Below are 17,973 nucleotides of genomic sequence, written 5' to 3'. Positions count from 1 at the left end.
CAGCAAATGTCGGGCAAGTGCCCGACATTGTATCGAACGTTATGAAGCGTTGATGATGGTTTTTGCAGCGAGCTTACATTTCATAGTTCAGCGTTAACCGGACTGCACGGGCATCGCCTTTATACAGGAATGAGCCGGAACGATAAACCGCCGTGTAGTAGTCCTTGTTCGTAGCGTTTAATACGTTCACGCGCAGATCCAGCTTTTTGGAAAAACGATACGCAGCAAATACATCGTAGACAGCAAATGACGGCACTGGTTGTGAGCAATAGCCAGTCGCAGTGTAACCAGCTGCAGTGTCTGGCTGACCACCACAACGGTCACTTTCGTAGCGGGCAGTAGCACCGAACGAGAATGCGTTTGTCAATTGATACTTGGCTTGTGCAGAGAATGATTTTTCAGCAAAGTTACTCAAAGGACGACCAATATTTGATGCCGTTGCAGAATCCAGCACTTTTGATCGCAAAATCGCCAGACCGACTTGTGCTGACAGTTTTTCAGTCACATCACCAGCGAGGCCAAACTCTATACCTTGTACACGATTTTTACCTGTGTTGAATGTACCGATGGTGTCGTAATTGGCGCCTTCCATCACATCAGATTTTTTGGTCTGGAATATCGCTGCCGTTGCGAGTAATTTGTCGTCAAACAGATTCCACTTGGCACCCAGTTCCAGATTGATCGAGGTTTCAGGTTTAGCACCTGCGATCTGATTTTGATACAAGACAGCGCCACCGTAACCGCTGCTGGTACCGGCATCGGCTTCACCGCCGTTGATATCCTGTGCACTTGCCATGCTGCCGTAGACGATCAGTTTTGGCGTGACTTTATAGCTCAGCCCAAGGTGACCGTTGACCAGTGTATCGTTGTAGCTGTAGTCGCCAGTGATAGCGGCTGTAGTATTGTTGCGGCGGATCAGTGACAGGTCAAAATAATCGGCACGCAAACCACCAAATGCAGTGAAGCGATCGGTCAGATCAACGGTATCCATCGCTGTCAGTGCGATCGTTTTTACCTGCCAGTTCTGAGTCCAGCCCTGACGGGTGCCGTTGCGGCCTGCGAGTGTATTCAGATTGCTGACTGGCACACCATTGCTGTTAGTAAAGCAATAGCCGTTATTTGCACCGATACCTGCGGTTGTTTTACAGTTAAAAGCGCCGCTGTTGCTGACGGCGAAGTTACCAGAAACGACTTTATGATCTGTGTACTCTGCACCGAAGATGAATTCGTGTTTCAGACCCATCAATTCTTTATCCCAGCGCAGATTGCTTTGGTGCGCGAAATAGTCAACGTCCTGCCAGCCGGTATGGCCGTTATCAAGCACACCTGTCGTGTACGCTTTGCCAGTCGCACCATCGTAACGGGTTGCGCTGGATGCGCCGGTCGTGACATAGGAATTACCTGATTTGCCGTAACGTGTCAGGCTGTTGAGCGTGAGCGCTGGTGCGATTTTCCACTTAACGCGTGCGGTCAGCGTATCGACATCAGATTTCAGGAAGTCATTGGCTTGGGCATACACCGGAACATTTTTTGCCGGGACGCGGTCAGGTACGGTGCCAACCAGATAGTAACCAAGATCCGGTGCTTTATCTTCTGTACGCAAACCGTAGTAATCCAGCGTCACAAACAGATTTTCATTAGCTTCCCACAGACCGGACAGTGCCACACCTTTACGATTGCGGTTTGATGGTGAGCGGTCTGGTATGCCTTCGTCACCGTAGAGAACGTTGGCACGCAAAGCGAAGTTATCACCAAAGCCTTTGTTAATATCGGCAGTCACACGTTTTTGATTGTCGGTGCCTGCACCGATAGACACTTTGGAGAAGTCTTTATCTAAAGTTGCCTGTTTCGTGATGGCATTCACCGCACCGCCAGCGCTGCCGCGACCGGCAAAGCTGGAGCTTGGTCCTTTGGAAATTTCCAGCTGTTCAATCGCGAAACTTTCGCGTGTCGTCATTCCCGGATCGCGCAGACCGTCAACGAATACGTCACTACGGGCTTCCTGTCCACGAATGATGTAACGGTCGCCAAAGGCGTTACCATTTTCACCGGTACCGAGGGTAATGCCAGGCTGTGCGCTCAGAATCTGTTTCAGTTCAGTCAGGCCGGAATCATCAATAGCAGCTTTAGTAATGACAGAAATGGTTTGTGGTGTCTCGGCCAGCGGACGAGTGTGACGGGAATCTCCAGATGTTTTTGCTTTGTAAGGCACGCCCGATTCTGCATTTGGGTTCGGATCCAGTGCTTTGCCATAAATTTGCACTTCTGGCAGTGCCTGCGTTTTGTCATCGGCAGGTTTTGCTGGTGCTGTCTGCGCCATCGCCACTAATGGAATAAACATCGCGGTGGAAATGCCCATGGCAATGCTGGTTTTATTCATGGAAATGAATGTCGTGTCATTGATGCGTAGGCTATTTGGCTGGCGCGTTTGCTTATTTCTCAAGGTGTGCTCCTGATTGAAGTTAAAGGTTTGCGCGTAGTGTAAACAACATTTTAATTAATGTAAATGGTAATTAGTCTCATTTGCATTGTTGTTACTTATTTCCTTGGATGAGTGCACGGGTATGGTATTGGCGCTTGTGTGCGAGGTTTGGGCGCAAATATAGTGCCGGTGTGGAACAGCGGAGCGCGCCAACACATGTCTGCTGCCGCGATTAACTGAGCAGGTTGCGTGTGTTGGGAGTGACACTGGAGGAAATGCCAGCGGATAGTCGCCGGAGTCAGATACAGGGCAAAGCTTTGCGATGTCGGCTGTGCCCTGTATCTGGAAGATAAGCTTAGAGACGGATCTATGCCGGTGTGATGTCGTCGCGAAACAGCGACGCCCATAATTGCCGCGTTGCTGCTACTTCCTGAGTAACTTTGGTGATAGCGATGCGGGCACGGTCTTCCCCTTGCAGGCGGATGCCATGTTGCAATTTGCGTAGCCAGCGATAGGCTTTGGCGGTTTTTCCGGCAAGATCGGCATCAATCAGACCGAGTTCGCCACATAGTTTCAGCAAGGCGATATTGCCGATATTGGCTGTGAGTTGCGGATATTGATGGGCGTGTCTGAGAACCAGATACTGCACCATAAATTCGATATCGATCATGCCGCCAGCATCATGCTTGAGGTCAAATAATTCGCTGCGGTTAATGTTCGCATCACGCATTTTTTTACGCATACTGACGACTTCCTGCGATAACCCGGCAACATCTCTGGGCTGACGTAATACCTGATCGCGGATGCGTTCAAATTCCTGCGCGATCATGCCATCTCCAGCACAAAAGCGGGCGCGGGTCAGCGCCTGATGTTCCCATAACCAGGCGGATTTTTCCTGATAGCGGGCGAAAGAACCGAGCGATGACACCAATAAGCCGCTCGCACCGTCGGGACGCAGCGCAATATCAATGTCGAACAGTATGCCCGCCGGTGTATGGCTGGTCATCCAGGTGATGAAGCGCTGTGCCAGTTTGGCGTAATTGCCGGGCGCTTCCTGATCGTCATCGTCATACAGAAAAATCACATCCAGATCCGACGCGTAACTGAGTTCTTTGCCGCCCAGTTTGCCGTAGGCAATGACGGCAAAGCGCGGCACCTCGCGATGCCGGCTGGCGATGGTTTCCCATGCCGCCTGTATGGTTGCCGCCACGATCAGATCAGCGAGTCTAGAGAGTTCATCTGCCAGATGCTCAACGCTGAGTTGGCCCTCCAGATCTTGTGCCAGCAAGCGGAACTGCATTGCGTGGTGCAGCTCGCGCAGTGTTTCCATCTGGCGTTCCGTGTCACCCTGGTGCTGGCTGAGTTGTCGCTTCAGATCCTGCTCAAAACTGCCCCAGTCGGGACGTTGGTGCAGCGATGACTCATCGAGTAGTTCATCCAGCAGGATAGGGTGGCGGGTCAGGAACTTGGCGGCCCAGTCGCTCGCTTCCATCATACGGATCACGCGTGCCAGCGCATGCGGATATTCGGTCAGCAAAGACAGATAGGCAGAGCGCCGTGCAATGGCTTCCAGAAAATCAAGCAGACGGTTCCAGCAAGCCAGTTGCATCTCTTCTTGTCTGGCGATCTGCGGCAGCGCATTGTTGATCAGCGCAATCATTTTATTGCGGCTGGATTCTGACAAGCTCTGTATTTTCCCCGACTGCCAACTGGCGATCAGTCTGCGTGCAACATCACCAGCCTCATGGAAGCCCGCGTTGCTGAATTGTGATGTCAGTAACTCTTCGCTGTCGCTGCTGCCGAGATTCGCTGTCAGCAGATATTGGGCGGCTTCTGTGCTGTCGTCTGCTTTATCTTTAAAAATGGCGTCGAATTGTTCCGCGACAAAGGCACGATGCGGCTGCAATTGCGCCAGCAGTTCTTCCACACTCTGGCAACGCATCATCTGCGCAATACGCAATTGGTCTTCTGTCTGTGCCGGGAATGTGTGGGTTTGTGCATCATCCAGATATTGCAAACGATGTTCGAGGTTACGCAAAAAAGTGTAGGAAGTAATCAACTGTTGCACCATACGGGTGTCGAGTATCCCTTTTTCGGCCAGCGTCAATAAGGTATTGCGGGTCGAGCGGTCACGCAGGCTGGTGTCGCGGCCGCCGCGTATCAGCTGAAATACCTGCGCCAGAAATTCCACTTCACGGATGCCGCCACGTCCCAGCTTCACATTGTTACTGCGTTCCGGATGTTTGCTTTCCTGGCGTACCACTTCGGCACGGATCTGCGCATGCATGGAACGCAGCGAATCAATCGAGCCGTAATCGAGATAGCGACGATAGACAAACGGGCGGATAATTTTTTCCAGCGTGGTTATATCTTCCGCTGTGCCAGTCATGGCGCGTGCTTTGACCCAGGCATAACGTTCCCATTCGCGGCCCTGAATCAGAAAATACTCTTCGACCATGCCGAAGCTGGCGACCAGCGGCCCGGATGCGCCATTCGGGCGCAATGCCATATCGACCCGGAAGCTGTAGCCATCCTCGGTCACTTCAGAAATAGCCGCAATCAGCTTTTTTCCGAGGCGGGTGAAATATTCATGATTCGACAAGCTGCGTTGCGTGCTGTCGCTGGTAACGGTGTCGCCATCTTCGGCATAGCAAAAGATCAGATCGATATCCGACGACACATTGAGTTCATAGCCGCCGAGCTTGCCCATGCCGAGCACGATCATTTCCTGTACGCGGCCGCTGTCTTCCCCGGTCGGTGCGCCGTATAAACTCTGCATTTCAGCGCTGAGTGCGGCCAGATGCTGCTGCACGACGAAGTCGGCAAATTCACTGATGGTCGTCACCACTTCGTGCATATCAGCGTCGCCGCACAGATCACGCTTGATCAGGGCGCAGACGACGAGGTTGCGCAAACGACGCATGGCTTTGTTCAGACTGGCGCCAGTTGAAATTTCTTTTTGTAAAATCTGAGCAAAAATTGCCGGGGTCAAGGATAATCTTGAAATCTCGTCCAACATTGTCTGACGTTCGCTGCCGCCTTGTAGCCAGCGTTGCAGGAAACGCGATGCATTCAGAATATCGGGGATGTCAGCTTGGTCAGGGGGCGTGAGAGTCATAGTCAGTCGTTGGGAAAGCGCGGTGTTGTGGTGTGGCAGCAGAAAATCATGTTACATAGGACTTGCGCAATTTGCACCGGCAAGGCATGGCGACGAAGACAGTACGAATAGTACGGCCATGAGCCATAACGCCGCTGGAGCGGTTTTGCGTAAGTCCTATTACAGTGTTGCTTCGATTCTAAGTCATCTTGATCGGCTGCGGGCGTCTTAATCAAAGAAGTGTGAAGTTCCTCCCAGAAGGCGTATATATACTCCGGGGGGAGTATTATTTAAAGCCCAATGTTTCTGCGGACAATTGGGCGAAATGAAGAAAAATATAGGGGAGTATGTTGAAAATAGCGGTATATCCAGTGACCAGCGCCTTGTCGGCAGAATAGTGTCATTGCTTAAATGAAAACGGATATCCCCGCCTCTCAGCCTTCTGCTGCGGAAGATCAGGAGCCAGTATTGCCAGCACGCTCGCGCTGGCGTCGGCTGTCGTCGCATACTTTTGCCGCTTGCGGTGGCAGCATCCGCTTTGTTCTCCGCGCTGCTTTATTGCTGTACTTTGTGTTCTGCATGCTCGTATTGGTGCTGCGCTATCTGGTGTTGCCACATGTTGCCGATTACAAGCCGGAAGTGGAAGCGGTGGTCAGTCGTGCGATCGGACGCGAATTGCACATGGCATCCTTACAAGCATCCTGGCAAGGGCTTAATCCGCAACTGGTATTACAGAATGTGGAGATGCTTGATCAGCATGGCAAAGCGGCCTTGCGTTTGCCCGAAGTCAGGACGACGCTGTCGTGGTGGAGTCTGGCGCTGCTTGATCCGCGCTTCGACAAGATAGAGTTGCATCAGCCGGTACTCGATATACAGCGCGATGCCGATGGCAAATTGTATATCGGTGGTTTTTTTATCGATCCGAAAAAGAAGAGCGATGGCAAAGGCCTCGATTGGGTGCTGGCGCAGCATCAGATTGTGATCAAACAAGGCTTGCTGCGCTGGAATGACCAGGCACGCAACGCACCGGAATTACAGCTCAAGGATGTCAGTCTGATTTTGCGCAATCGCTGGCAGCATCATCAGTTTGCACTGCGTGCAACGCCGCCAGCGGCATTGACCGCACCGGTCGATATTCGCGGTGATTTGCAGCATCCGCCATTTAGCAGGCAAGTGTCTGATTTCTCCAACTGGAGCGGTGAGCTGTATGCCGATCTGCAAAGTACCGACCTGCATGTATTGCGCTCGTATATTGATTATCCGGCCGATATCAGTCAGGGCTATGGCGCAGTAAGATCATGGTTGCGGCTCGATCGCGGCCGAGTTGCTGATGCTACCGCTGACCTCAAACTTGCAGATGTGCAGGGACAATTTGCCAAAGACTTGCCTGAGCTGGATATGGCAGAAATTCGTGGTCGGGTGACCGCCAGTGAAAAAGCCGATCTGGGGAAAAAGTATCTGCCATCTTTGTTCGGCAAAGCAGGGCACACGGTTGCACTCACCGATTTTTACATGAAGGCCAGAGATGGCGCGGTCATGCCAGCGACCACCATCAGGGAAAGTTTTACCCCCGGCATAGGAAACCAGCCAGCGAAGGTCGAGTTGTATGCCAAATTTCTTGATTTGCAAATTCTGGCCAATTTTGCCGGGCATTTGCCTTTACCTGCCGATCAGCGGCAGATGCTGGCGGATTTTGCACCCAAGGGGCAATTAAAAGAATTCTCCGCCTCTTGGCAAGGGACTTATCCGGATGTCGCAGCCTACAAAGTCAAGGGCGAATTTATCAATTTGTCCATGCAGCCGCAGCCAGCTCAGTTAGCTCGCGCCAAAACCGCAAAAACTCCGGCGAAAGCAGCAGTTCCTGCGATTCCGGGCTTTGAAAATTTATCCGGCACCGTAGATGCCAGTGACCGTGGCGGCACTTTTTCGCTGGATTCAAAAGACTTGTCCTTGCGCCTTGCCAGCTATTTCATTGATCCGGTGATGCCGTTCAACCGCTTGCAAATGCAGGCAAACTGGAAATTTCAAGCCGACGATAAGCTGATGTTTCAGATTAATCATATGGACATGACGCAGGAGAGTATGCATGCCACTTTATCCGGCAAACACATCATGTCTATGCGTGCATCGGCGCAGCCGCAGCCCGGTGACGTCGATTTAACGGCGCATATTGATGGTTTCGACCTGAAGCAGCTGGATCGCTATATTCCGACGGTCGCCGAGCCGGATTTACGACATTGGCTGACGAAAAGCATCCTTGATGGTCGCGCCGACGATGTCACCTTGCGCATTCGCGGCGACCTCGCGCATTTCCCATTTTCAGTCAGTGAGCCTCATTCCAGAAACAAAGGTGAATTTCTGGTCCGGGGTAATCTGAGTGGCGGCAAACTGGATTTCACTGCCGGTGAGCTGGCGGAAGGTGGCAAAGCGCCTTTATGGCCAGTGATAGACGATATCAAAGGGAATTTCATCTTTGAGCGCGCCAGAATGGAAATCAATGGCGATACGGCAAAAACTCTCGGCGCTGATCTGCGTAAAGTCAAAGCGGTGATTCCCGATTTATTAAGTGCGGGATCTGTCCTGAATATCGATGGCAACGCTAGCGGTCAATTGCAAACCATGCTGGCTTACGTCAGCGCCAGTCCTGTCGATGGCTGGTTGGGGCATTTTCTGGCGGAATCGAAAGCCAGCGCGACTGCTGGTCTGACTTTAAAGCTGCAATTACCGTTGCGGCATATGATCGACGCAAAAGTCAACGGTGTGCTGCAGTTTGCCAATAATGATGTAGTGCTGCAACCCGGCATTCCGCTGGTGACCGGCGTCAACGGCAAGCTGGAATTTAATGAGCGCGGCGTTAATCTCGGAACGCTGAAGGGAACTGCGTTGGGTGGGCCAATTGTGATTAGCGGCGGCTCGCAAAAAGATAGCAGTATCCGTGTCCGGCTTGATGGCAGTGTCACTGGTGAGGGTTTGCGGCAGATGCTGCCAGCGGCTAATCGCGAGCAAATCAAGATTGACGGTACCAGCCGCTACATTGCTACGATCGCCGTGAAAAAGCAATTACCGGAAATCGTGATTGAATCCAACTTACAGGGAATGGCGCTCAATTTTCCTGCACCGTTGAAAAAAGGCGCGACTGAAGCAATGCCCTTGCGCATCGAACTGGTGCCGCAGATAAACACTGATAGCAGTGTTCTGCAGGATGAATTGCGCATTCATCTTGGCAATGCAGTGCATGCAAAATACGTACGACAGAAAAGTACGGATAAGCAGGCGAGTTGGCAGCTTCTGCGTGGCGGCATCGGTGTGAATGTGCCTGCGCCTGAGCCTTTGCGCGGAGTGGCGGTCAATATTGAATCGAATGTACTGCATGTCGATGAGTGGCGCAGCGTCTTGAACACAAGTTCTGCTGGCGCGGCAATGGCGAATAACAATACGGCGACTTCTGCGCTGAACGGCGCTGCTGGCAAAGTGGTGCAGGGTGTCACCGCTTTAAATATTGCACCGTATCTGGACGTCAGCACCCTGGCATTAAAAACCGGTCAGTTGCATATCATGGGTAAGCAACTGGATCATGTCGTGATGGGGGTTTCTCATCATAATGATCTCTGGCAGGCGAATATCGATGCCAATCAGGTTTCCGGCCATATCAGCTGGAGTGATGGCAACACAAAAGCTGGCGCTGCGGTAGCCGGACCGGGCAGCGTGACGGCCCGTTTAAGCAAGCTGATTATTCAGCAATCGGCGGCAAGCGATGCTGGTGATTTGTTCGATGAAAAGCGTAGCAGTACCCAGATACCGGGGCTCGATATCGTTGCGGATAATGTTGAATTATTCAACAAGAAGCTGGGCAGATTAGAGTTGCAAGCCAGTAATCAGATGAGTGGCGCTTCCAGTGAATGGCTGCTCAGTAAGGTACTGTTGAAAAATCCGGATGCGGAACTCAGGGCGACTGGACGCTGGGGGAGTCGCACTGGGAATAGCACCGGAAATAGCGCTGGAAATAGCGTGACCCAACTCAATTACGTGCTCGATATTGCGAATGCCGGGCAATTGCTGGACAGACTTGGGTTTGCCAATGTGGTACGCGGTGGACGCGGACGGCTGGACGGCGATGTGAAATGGAATGGCTTGCCGTATGCGATGGATATTCCCAGCATGAGTGGTAAGGTGCAGCTCGATCTGGCCGCCGGGCAGTTTTTAAAAGTCGATCCAGGCGCGGCGAAGTTACTGGGTGTGCTGAGTATGCAGTCGTTGCCGCGACGTCTGACTCTGGATTTCCGGGATATATTTTCTGAAGGATTCGCTTTTGATGCGATTACCGGCAGCGCACAAATTCTGCAGGGGGTCGCACGTACCGATAATCTGAAAATGCGCGGAGTGAATGCGACCGTGGTGATGGCTGGCAACGCTGACATCGTGAATGAATCTCAGCAATTGCATGTTGTGGTTATTCCTGTTATCAATGCTGGTGCGGCATCGGTTGTGTATGGGCTGGCAGTCAATCCCGTTATTGGCTTGGGTACTTTCCTGGCGCAATTGTTTTTACGTGAACCGCTGGCAAAGGCTTTCACCTTCGAATATATGGTGAGCGGCCCGTGGAAAGATCCTCTGGTGAAGAAAATTGAACGTCAGGAAAATCAGGACGTTGCAGGTGAGCATCGCGTGCAAGATGCCAAGAAAGGTGAATGATGAAAGTTGCAGCTATACAGATGGTTTCTTCCATTGCTTTGGCCGACAATATGGCAACAGCAAAACGCCTGTTGATCGCAGCGGCAGGCGAGGGGGCCGGATTATTGTTGTTACCGGAATACTGGCCTTTAATGGGTTTGCAGGATACCGACAAACTGGCGATCGCCGAACCTGCCGGTAGCGGCCCCATGCAGGAATTTTTAGCTGAGATGGCGCGTTCACTAAAGGTCTGGATCATCGGCGGAACCATTCCGCTGCAGTCAGCTGAAGCCGGCAAAGTCATGAATTCGACTCTGGTATTTGACCCGCAGGGCGTGCAGCGCGTGCGCTACGACAAAATCCACTTATTTGGTTTTTCTAAAGGCGAGGAGTCTTACGAAGAGGCGCGCACGATCACTGCCGGGGAACAGGTGACGACATTCGAAACCGAAGCCGGGCGGGTTGGTCTGTCTATTTGCTATGACTTACGCTTTCCGGAATTATTCCGTGCGATGGGGCCTTGTTCCCTGATCGTTGTTCCTGCTGCTTTTACTTACACCACAGGTCAGGCGCATTGGGAAATTCTGTTGCGCGCCAGAGCGATAGAGAATCAGTGTTATGTTCTGGCATCGGGGCAGGGCGGCAAACATCTGAATGGCCGCCGCACCTGGGGGCACAGCATGCTGATTGACCCCTGGGGTAAGATCATCGCAGAATTGCCGGAAGGCGAAGGTGTGGTCAGCGGCAAAATAGATGCTGAACTACTACATCAGATCCGCGCTAGCCTGCCCGCGCTGCAACACCGGAAATTATAATTTTTGTCCAGCTTGCTTTTTCGGGCGACTCAACTGCAGGCGTGAATGACCCGCAGGCAGTGGTCGCCACCGAGTTGTTTTACAATGCACCTATTGCATCCTTTTGTATTGATTAATATACCTTATGAGTTCTCCAAATTCAGCTTTGAACCACCTCTCCATTGCACGTGACATTTTATTGACGCCATTTGGTCTGGACGACCATAAATTGTTGAAAGTGCTTGGTTCTATGTTCACTCACCGTGTGGACTATGCTGATCTGTATTTTCAGTTCACTCGCAGCGAAGGCTGGAGTCTTGAAGAGGGTATAGTCAAAACCGGTAGTTTTTCGATTGATCAGGGTGTTGGTGTTCGCGCTGTTTCAGGTGACAAGACCGCCTTTGCTTACTCCGATGAAATTTCTGAAAAGGCTTTGTCTAACGCCGCCAAAGCAACCAGAACGATTGCGGTTCAGGGCGCTGGCAAAATTAAAGTGGCTTCCGCTTTACACGGAATTCAGGGGCGGGATTTATATTTGCGTGATGATCCTCTGCATTCTCTGGATGCCAACGAGAAAGTGCGTTTGCTTGAGCGTATAGAAAAAATTGCGCGGGCAAAAGATCCGCGCATCGTACAGGTGATGGCATCGCTGGCTGGCGAGTATGACGTTATTCTGGTTGCCCGCAGTGATGGTGCGCTGGCGGCAGATATACGCCCTCTGGTGCGCGTTTCCCTGACCGTGATTGCTGAGCAGAATGGTCGCCGTGAAATGGGTTCCAGCGGTGGCGGCGGTCGTTATGATTACTCTTATTTTTCCGATGTCTTGCTTGAACAGTATGCAGATGAAGCCGTGAAATCGGCTCTGGTGAATCTGGATGCCCGCCCTGCACCAGCAGGACCGATGACTGTCGTACTTGGGCCAGGCTGGCCTGGTGTGTTGCTGCATGAAGCGATAGGGCACGGTCTCGAAGGTGACTTCAATCGCAAAGGATCAAGTACGTTTTCTGGCCGTATCGGTGAGCGCGTTGCCGCAAAAGGTGTGACTGTCGTTGATGATGGCACGATGCAACATCGCCGCGGTTCGCTCAATATTGATGATGAAGGTAATCCTACGCAATGCAGTACGCTGATTGAAGATGGCATACTGAAGGGATACATGCAGGACACGATGAACGCGCGTCTGATGAAGATGGCCGTCACTGGTAATGCCAGACGTGAGTCGTTCGCTCATTTACCGATGCCGCGCATGACCAACACCTATATGCTGGCCGGAGATAAAGATCCAGAAGAAATTCTGGCTTCTGTGAAAAACGGCTTATATGCAGTGAATTTTGGCGGTGGTCAGGTTGACATCACCAATGGCAAATTTGTGTTCTCAGCCAGCGAAGCCTACATGATAGAAAACGGTAAGCTTAGTTATCCGGTGAAAGGCGCAACCCTGATCGGTAACGGACCTGAAGTACTTAACCACGTGTCTATGATAGGTAATGATTTACGCCTCGATTCCGGTATTGGTGTTTGCGGCAAGGAAGGACAGAGTTTGCCGGTTGGTGTTGGTCAGCCGAGTCTGCGTATTGACGGCCTGACCGTCGGTGGGACTGCGTAATTGTGCGATCGGTTTTCTGGTTTTGATTGAGGACAACGCCCCATGTTTGTGATCGCTGTTGTTTCAGCAAAAGGTGGCGTAGGAAAGACTACGCTGTCAGCCAACCTTGCGGTTGGTATTGCGCAGCGCGGCCACCCCACTCTGGTGGTTGATCTCGATCCGCAGAATGCGCTGCAATGGCATCTCGGCGGGCTGGATCAGAACGAATGCAAGGGGATCAGTGCATTGACCGGTACACGCACCAGACTTGCAGGTGTGACACATGCCAGTCCTTATCATGTTTATTTTTCTCCTTATGGACGTGGCGGAGAGGTGCAGCGTCAGCGTTTTGAGAGCATTTTGGAAAAACAAGATGATTGGTTACGCGGTAAGTTACAAAAAGCAAACTTGTCAGAAAACGCGATTGTGTTATTGGATACCCCACCTGGGCCTTCTGTATATCTGAAGCAGGCAATTCATGCCGCAGATTATGTTCTTGCCGTGGTATTGGCTGATGCGGCGTCGTACTCGACCTTGCCAGAAATGGAAGAACTGATCTCTGCGTATGGACCACCAAGTGCGCAGATTACAGGATCAGCCTATGTGATTAATCAATCGGCAAAGCGGCAGTTGGCGCAAGATGTATTGGCAATGTTTCATACGCAATTGGGCGAGCGCATGGTGCCTTGGGTCATACCGGAAGATGCTGAGGTTGAAGAGGCTTTGGCCTACGAGTGTCCGCTTCTGCAATATCGCCCGGATAATCCGGCCACAAAGAAAATACAGTCTGTCGTCGATTGGTTGCTTTTGCACGCCACAAAATCTCATTGAATGAAAAAATTTCCTCCTCTTTTTTCCTCTGCTTGAGTTGACGGTTGGACGACCTCCGCTCTGCATCTGAAGATCTGCCCCACGAAAAACCTCTTGCGTTTGCCAGCTTATATGGATAGTTGCTCTATATAAGCGAGCTATCAGAAAATAAAAATCAGTTAATTGCTAATGTAGCAATGTTTTTTATCATGTGGCATGTTCAAATGACGGGTAATTGTAAGCAAATGAAATGACTATTTACTTCTGATGGATTCTGATCTAGCGCAAACAAATGCTTTTGCTTTGAAACTTATTGAGAAAAAGTGACTCTGCATTGATGTTTGAATATTCCTAATTATAAATTGTTGACATTTGTTTACTGTGTATCGCTAGACGATCAATTCTGCAGGGTGTTAAAGTTTCAGGCGATGAGTCTGGCTTTGTTTCGGACGCCGGGTGCAGAAAGAACAGCAAAATAATGAATGGAAGTGTTTAGTATGTTGAAGAAAAATCTGCAGTATTACGAGTCTCAACAGTGCTCGAATCAATGGAGAACATTTCTTGCTGCGTTTTCTGCTGAGTTTGCCTCTAAAGGCGAGGTGTCTGATTTGCGGGCGTTTATGTATCAGATGGGGCGGACAATGGCAGCTGCTTTTCCGGCGCTCAACGGCAGTAGTTTGCAAGTACTTGAGGATGGTATTAATTCTCACTGGTCGCAAATCGATTGGGGCTGGGTGGAACTGATAGAGCAAGCGGAGAGTCTCGTTGTTGAACACCATGCTTCTCCGTTGAAAGTGGCTTTTGGTGAGGATGCGCTGGTATGGTCGTCCGCGCTACTCGAAGGTGTTTATGCGCAATTGTTTGATAATCTTGGAATGGATAAATCACTTTGCTTAACGCAGCGCGGTGATGCTTTGGAAGATGGTCAGTTGTTTGTTTTTGAACTAAAGAAACAGCTCAATGAGCCGACATATTTCACGCGTCGTTGATTGTCGGATAAAGATGTATTAAGTATTGAAAAGGGCTGTAAAGATTATGGATGATGACGTTAAAAATCTTTTTCAAAAGTTTGGGCAACCAGCGACAGCATACCAAGAGATAAATCGAGATGTTGAGAGTGAGCAGGCTAAAAAGCGCTGGCCGCTTTTACGTGATGTCAGGGTGCATGCAATTCCTGACAACTCGATGCCCGAAGACATGGAGCCGATCCCGGTGCCGCAAGCCCCTCCATCAATAAGGCCAGAAATTATGCCCGGAATTGATCGTAAGCCAGTGTTAAAAGAAAGTATTGGTAGTAGTTCTCATGGAGCAAGTGATATTTTCGGCAGAAAGCAAGACCTTACACCGACAGAGCCGGTCGTTGCTGCCTCTGAAAAGATCAATGGCTCTGCAAGTTTATTCAGATCTGAGCGTCAGCAAAAAGCCACTTTATTCCAGACGGATGAGCAACTTCAACAAAACAGCAGTTTGTTTCGCCGTTTGCCTGCGGATGCTGTGAGCGCGCAAGGGAACGGATCGGGCTCTCAGGAAAAAGTAGCAGTTTTACCTGTTCATGCAGATAAACATCAAGCTGTCTCTGACATTTTTAAACGACTGGCTAAGCAACCGGAGCCAGCTAAAACCATCGATACGCCAGTGAATTCCTTTTTCAAAAAAATCTTCAAATCATGAGGATAGTTGCAGTCATTTCTCCCAAAGGAGGGGTAGGAAAGACAACGGTCACGGCGAACCTCGCGGCATCGCTTGCGCGCATGGGCGCTAAGGTAGTTGTGTTAGATTTGGATCCGCAGAATGCGCTGAGATTGCATTTCGGAATACCTTACGAGGATGCTTCCGGAATCGCGATCCGTAATCTGGCGGACGATCGCTGGTCGCATGTGTTGTACCAAAGTACTTATGGCGTTGACTTCTTACCATATGGAACGGTGGAAGAAGATCAGCGGGCGATATTTGAAGATGCGGTCAGGGGAAATCCGGACTGGTTGCTTTCTCATTTGCAGAATTTATTTCTGGAACCGGAGACCGTCGTTTTAATTGATACGCCGCCGGGTCCAAGCATTTATTTGCAGCAAGTGCTCAGTGTCGCGCATATCGGGCTGGTTGTGCTGAAGCCTGACGCTGCTTCATATTCGACTATCCCTTCGATTGAGTCCTTGATTCAATATTACACCGCAGGAAGAAAAGACTTTCTCGGCTACTGTTATGTCTTGAATCAAATGGATGCCTCAAGACAATTATGCCGTGATGTTCATGGCATGCTGCGGACAACGCTGGGAGACAAATTTGTACCTTCCGCAATACATAAGGATGAAGCCGTGAGCGAGGCGCTGGCGTGCCAGATGCCGGTTTCTTACTACGCACAACACAGTTCAGCGACACATGATGTGCAGCAACTTGCTGTATGGTTGCAGGAAAATTTTGGACTGATTGATTAATGCGCTCAATACTGAACTCCAGATATTTATACGGCCGGCTCAATGAGTTCGGGCGATTGATGGTTAACTGGTCCGGGTGGAATTCAAAGTTGCCCCGCGTGTTGGCGTTGATTGTTGCCGCCGTGCTGTTCTGGATTTCGATCAGTATTCCAATGGAATTGCCGTATCAGACTTTTTTCTCGGCAGTGATATTTTCTACCGCGATGTATTTACGCCGGTACACAGGAACGTTGATTTCACTGATCATGGTGATGTTTTCTGTCAGCGCAACCAGCCGTTATATTTACTGGCGGGTCAATTACACGATAGATACTGAAAATCTGGTCGATTTGTTTTTTGCGCTGGTACTTATTCTGGCAGAAGTTTACGCATGGCTGGTGTTGCTGTTGGGATATCTGCAAACTGCCTGGCCTCTGAGGCGCAAACCTGTCATCTTACCGACCGATACATCAAGCTGGCCGGTTGTCGATCTGTTTATTCCGACATATAACGAAGATTTGGCCGTCGTCAAACCGACCGTCATGGCGGCGATGGGCATAGACTGGCCAAAAGATAAACTGAATATCATTATTCTGGACGATGGGCGGCGTCCAGAATTTGCTGAGTTCGCCGAGACGATTGGTGTCCAGTGTTTTACGCGCTCCGATAATAACCACGCCAAAGCAGGCAACATTAACGCAGCGCTGAAGCGCACCAAGGGTGAATTTGTCGCGATTTTTGACTGCGATCACATGCCGACCCGTTCGTTTTTGCAATACACGATGGGATGGTTTCTGGTCGATCCGAAACTGGCGATGATACAGACGCCCCATCATTTTTTGTCACCCGACCCGTTCGAGAGAAATCTGCATACGTTCCGACATGTACCCAACGAAGGCGAGCTGTTTTACGGCTTGATTCAGGATGGAAATGATTTATGGAACGCGACTTTCTTTTGCGGTTCGTGCGCAATTTTGCGGCGTACTTATCTGGAAGAGATTGGCGGCATTGCCGTTGAAACAGTGACTGAAGATGCGCATACCGCATTAAAAATGCAGCGGCTTGGATATAACACGGCGTATCTGGCACTGCCGCAAGCGGCGGGGCTTGCGACCGAGAGCTTGTCTGCACACGTGGGTCAACGCATACGCTGGGCGCGTGGAATGGCGCAGATTTTCAGGGTCGACAATCCTTTGTTCGGTAAGGGGCTGACTTTTGGTCAGCGACTTTGCTACAGCAATGCGATGCTACATTTCTTTTACGGTTTGCCGCGCATGGTTTTCCTGTTGGCTCCCATTTCGTATCTGTTTTTTGAAGTTCACATCATCAAGGCGTCAGCGATTTCTATTGCGGCATATTCCTTGCCACATTTGCTGCACGCCAACTTGACCAACTCCCGTATTCAGGGCGCTCACCGGCATTCATTCTGGGCTGAAGTCTATGAGGCAACGCTTGCCTGGTATATCTTCCGGCCAACGATGGTAGCGTTGATTAATCCGAAATTAGGTAAGTTCAACGTAACCGCCAAAGGTGGTTTAGTTGAAGAGGAACACTTTGACTGGGTGATTTCCAAACCCTACCTGGTGATGCTAGCCTTGAATATTTTAGGTTTCATCGTCGGTATCGGACGGGCTATCTGGTGGAATAGCTATGAGCTCGACACAGTTTTGCTGAACATGTTATGGACGATTTATAACCTGATTATTCTTGGCGCGACTCTCGCCGTGGCAACTGAGTCCAAGCAGGTACGGCGCTCGCACCGCGTCCGTGCAGAGTTGAGCGCAACATTGCGTTTGCCAAACGGACACTCCTTTGTTTGTCAGACCGAGGATTTCTCTATGGGCGGAATGTCACTCAAAGTACCCGAAGGTTTCAAAATGGAAAAAGGCCAAGAGGCAATGATTTCGCTGTATGGCACCAATGGCGAATGTTTATTTCCATCGAAAGTCATTTTCTCAAAAGAGAATTTATTGAGTCTGCAATTTCTGGATCTGAGTTTACAGCAACAGATGGATCTGATCAGTTGCACAATTGGGCGCGCTGATGTCTGGTTGAATTGGTCCGAGGAACGCGATCTGGATCATCCTTTGAATGGTTTAAAAGAAATTGCCTTTCATAGTATGCGTGGTTTTATCCGGTTCGGAGCCGGATTGAGGCAATACTTAGGAAAAAGCGCTTAG

The 17,973-nt window shown here is 50.5% G+C and carries 10 protein-coding genes; 8 read left to right on the top strand and 2 right to left on the bottom strand.

The genetic code is table 11. The features are described from left to right. Positions 1–73 precede the first annotated feature (73 nt). Both Undi14_RS05405 and glnE read right to left on the bottom strand, forming a co-directional pair. A complete protein-coding gene (locus tag Undi14_RS05405) occupies positions 74–2,443 on the bottom strand; it encodes a TonB-dependent siderophore receptor (RefSeq protein ID WP_234030432.1) in 2,370 nt (789 codons plus the stop codon). Between the two features lie 346 nt (positions 2,444–2,789). Beyond that, a complete protein-coding gene (gene glnE / locus Undi14_RS05400; protein ID WP_200178539.1) occupies positions 2,790–5,540 on the bottom strand; it encodes a bifunctional [glutamate--ammonia ligase]-adenylyl-L-tyrosine phosphorylase/[glutamate--ammonia-ligase] adenylyltransferase in 2,751 nt (916 codons plus the stop codon). Positions 5,541–5,930: 390 nt separating this feature from the next. Here glnE and Undi14_RS05395 point away from each other — a divergent pair, with 390 nt between their 5' ends. The 8 genes from Undi14_RS05395 (at position 5,931) to bcsA (ending at position 17,973) form a co-directional block, all read left to right on the top strand. Continuing rightward, positions 5,931–10,211, top strand: a complete 4,281-nt coding sequence (locus Undi14_RS05395) for a YhdP family protein (protein ID WP_200178537.1) — start codon at positions 5,931–5,933, stop codon at positions 10,209–10,211. Beyond that, entirely contained in the window at positions 10,208–11,005 is a 798-nt protein-coding gene (locus Undi14_RS05390; RefSeq protein ID WP_200178534.1) for a carbon-nitrogen hydrolase family protein, read from the top strand. The genes Undi14_RS05395 and Undi14_RS05390 overlap by 4 nt, the downstream gene beginning before the upstream one ends. A 124-nt stretch (positions 11,006–11,129) precedes the next feature. Then, entirely contained in the window at positions 11,130–12,590 is a 1,461-nt protein-coding gene (gene tldD, locus Undi14_RS05385) for a metalloprotease TldD (protein WP_200178532.1), read from the top strand. A 42-nt stretch (positions 12,591–12,632) separates the two neighbouring features. Further along, the gene (bcsQ, locus tag Undi14_RS05380; protein ID WP_200178530.1) at positions 12,633–13,400 is read left to right on the top strand and encodes a cellulose biosynthesis protein BcsQ; all 768 of its coding nucleotides are present in this window, start codon (positions 12,633–12,635) and stop codon (positions 13,398–13,400) included. 476 nt (positions 13,401–13,876) lie between these two features. Continuing rightward, on the top strand, positions 13,877–14,368 hold the full coding sequence (locus tag Undi14_RS05375) for a cellulose biosynthesis protein BcsD (protein ID WP_186883186.1): 492 nt from the start codon (positions 13,877–13,879) through the stop codon (positions 14,366–14,368). Between the two features lie 46 nt (positions 14,369–14,414). After that, positions 14,415–15,050, top strand: a complete 636-nt coding sequence (bcsP, locus tag Undi14_RS05370; RefSeq protein ID WP_200178522.1) for a cellulose biosynthesis protein BcsP — start codon at positions 14,415–14,417, stop codon at positions 15,048–15,050. Further along, positions 15,047–15,814 carry a cellulose biosynthesis protein BcsQ gene (bcsQ, locus tag Undi14_RS05365; RefSeq protein WP_200178520.1) on the top strand — a complete coding sequence of 256 codons (768 nt, stop codon included), beginning with the start codon at positions 15,047–15,049 and terminating at the stop codon, positions 15,812–15,814. Before bcsP ends, bcsQ (Undi14_RS05365) begins: the two co-directional genes overlap by 4 nt. A 59-nt stretch (positions 15,815–15,873) precedes the next feature. Then, positions 15,874–17,973 carry a UDP-forming cellulose synthase catalytic subunit gene (gene bcsA, locus Undi14_RS05360; protein WP_234030431.1) on the top strand — a complete coding sequence of 700 codons (2,100 nt, stop codon included), beginning with the start codon at positions 15,874–15,876 and terminating at the stop codon, positions 17,971–17,973.

Origin of the sequence: Undibacterium sp. 14-3-2 (assembly GCF_016595265.1) — a bacterium.
Classification (GTDB): domain Bacteria; phylum Pseudomonadota; class Gammaproteobacteria; order Burkholderiales; family Burkholderiaceae_D; genus Undibacterium; species Undibacterium aquatile.
The sequence above is the reverse complement of the archived record's forward strand: the minus strand, read 5'-3'. Positions and strand labels throughout refer to the sequence as shown.

Excerpts from the sequence above, each read along its gene's own strand:
- glnE (WP_200178539.1), bottom strand. The coding sequence starts at position 5,540 with ATGACTCTCACGCCCCCTGACCAAGCTGACATCCCCGATATTCTGAAT.
- Undi14_RS05395 (WP_200178537.1), top strand. The coding sequence starts at position 5,931 with ATGAAAACGGATATCCCCGCCTCTCAGCCTTCTGCTGCGGAAGATCAG.
- Undi14_RS05390 (WP_200178534.1), top strand. The coding sequence starts at position 10,208 with ATGATGAAAGTTGCAGCTATACAGATGGTTTCTTCCATTGCTTTGGCC.
- tldD (WP_200178532.1), top strand. The coding sequence starts at position 11,130 with ATGAGTTCTCCAAATTCAGCTTTGAACCACCTCTCCATTGCACGTGAC.
- bcsQ (WP_200178530.1), top strand. The coding sequence starts at position 12,633 with ATGTTTGTGATCGCTGTTGTTTCAGCAAAAGGTGGCGTAGGAAAGACT.
- Undi14_RS05375 (WP_186883186.1), top strand. The coding sequence starts at position 13,877 with ATGTTGAAGAAAAATCTGCAGTATTACGAGTCTCAACAGTGCTCGAAT.
- bcsP (WP_200178522.1), top strand. The coding sequence starts at position 14,415 with ATGGATGATGACGTTAAAAATCTTTTTCAAAAGTTTGGGCAACCAGCG.
- bcsQ (WP_200178520.1), top strand. The coding sequence starts at position 15,047 with ATGAGGATAGTTGCAGTCATTTCTCCCAAAGGAGGGGTAGGAAAGACA.
- bcsA (WP_234030431.1), top strand. The coding sequence starts at position 15,874 with ATGGTTAACTGGTCCGGGTGGAATTCAAAGTTGCCCCGCGTGTTGGCG.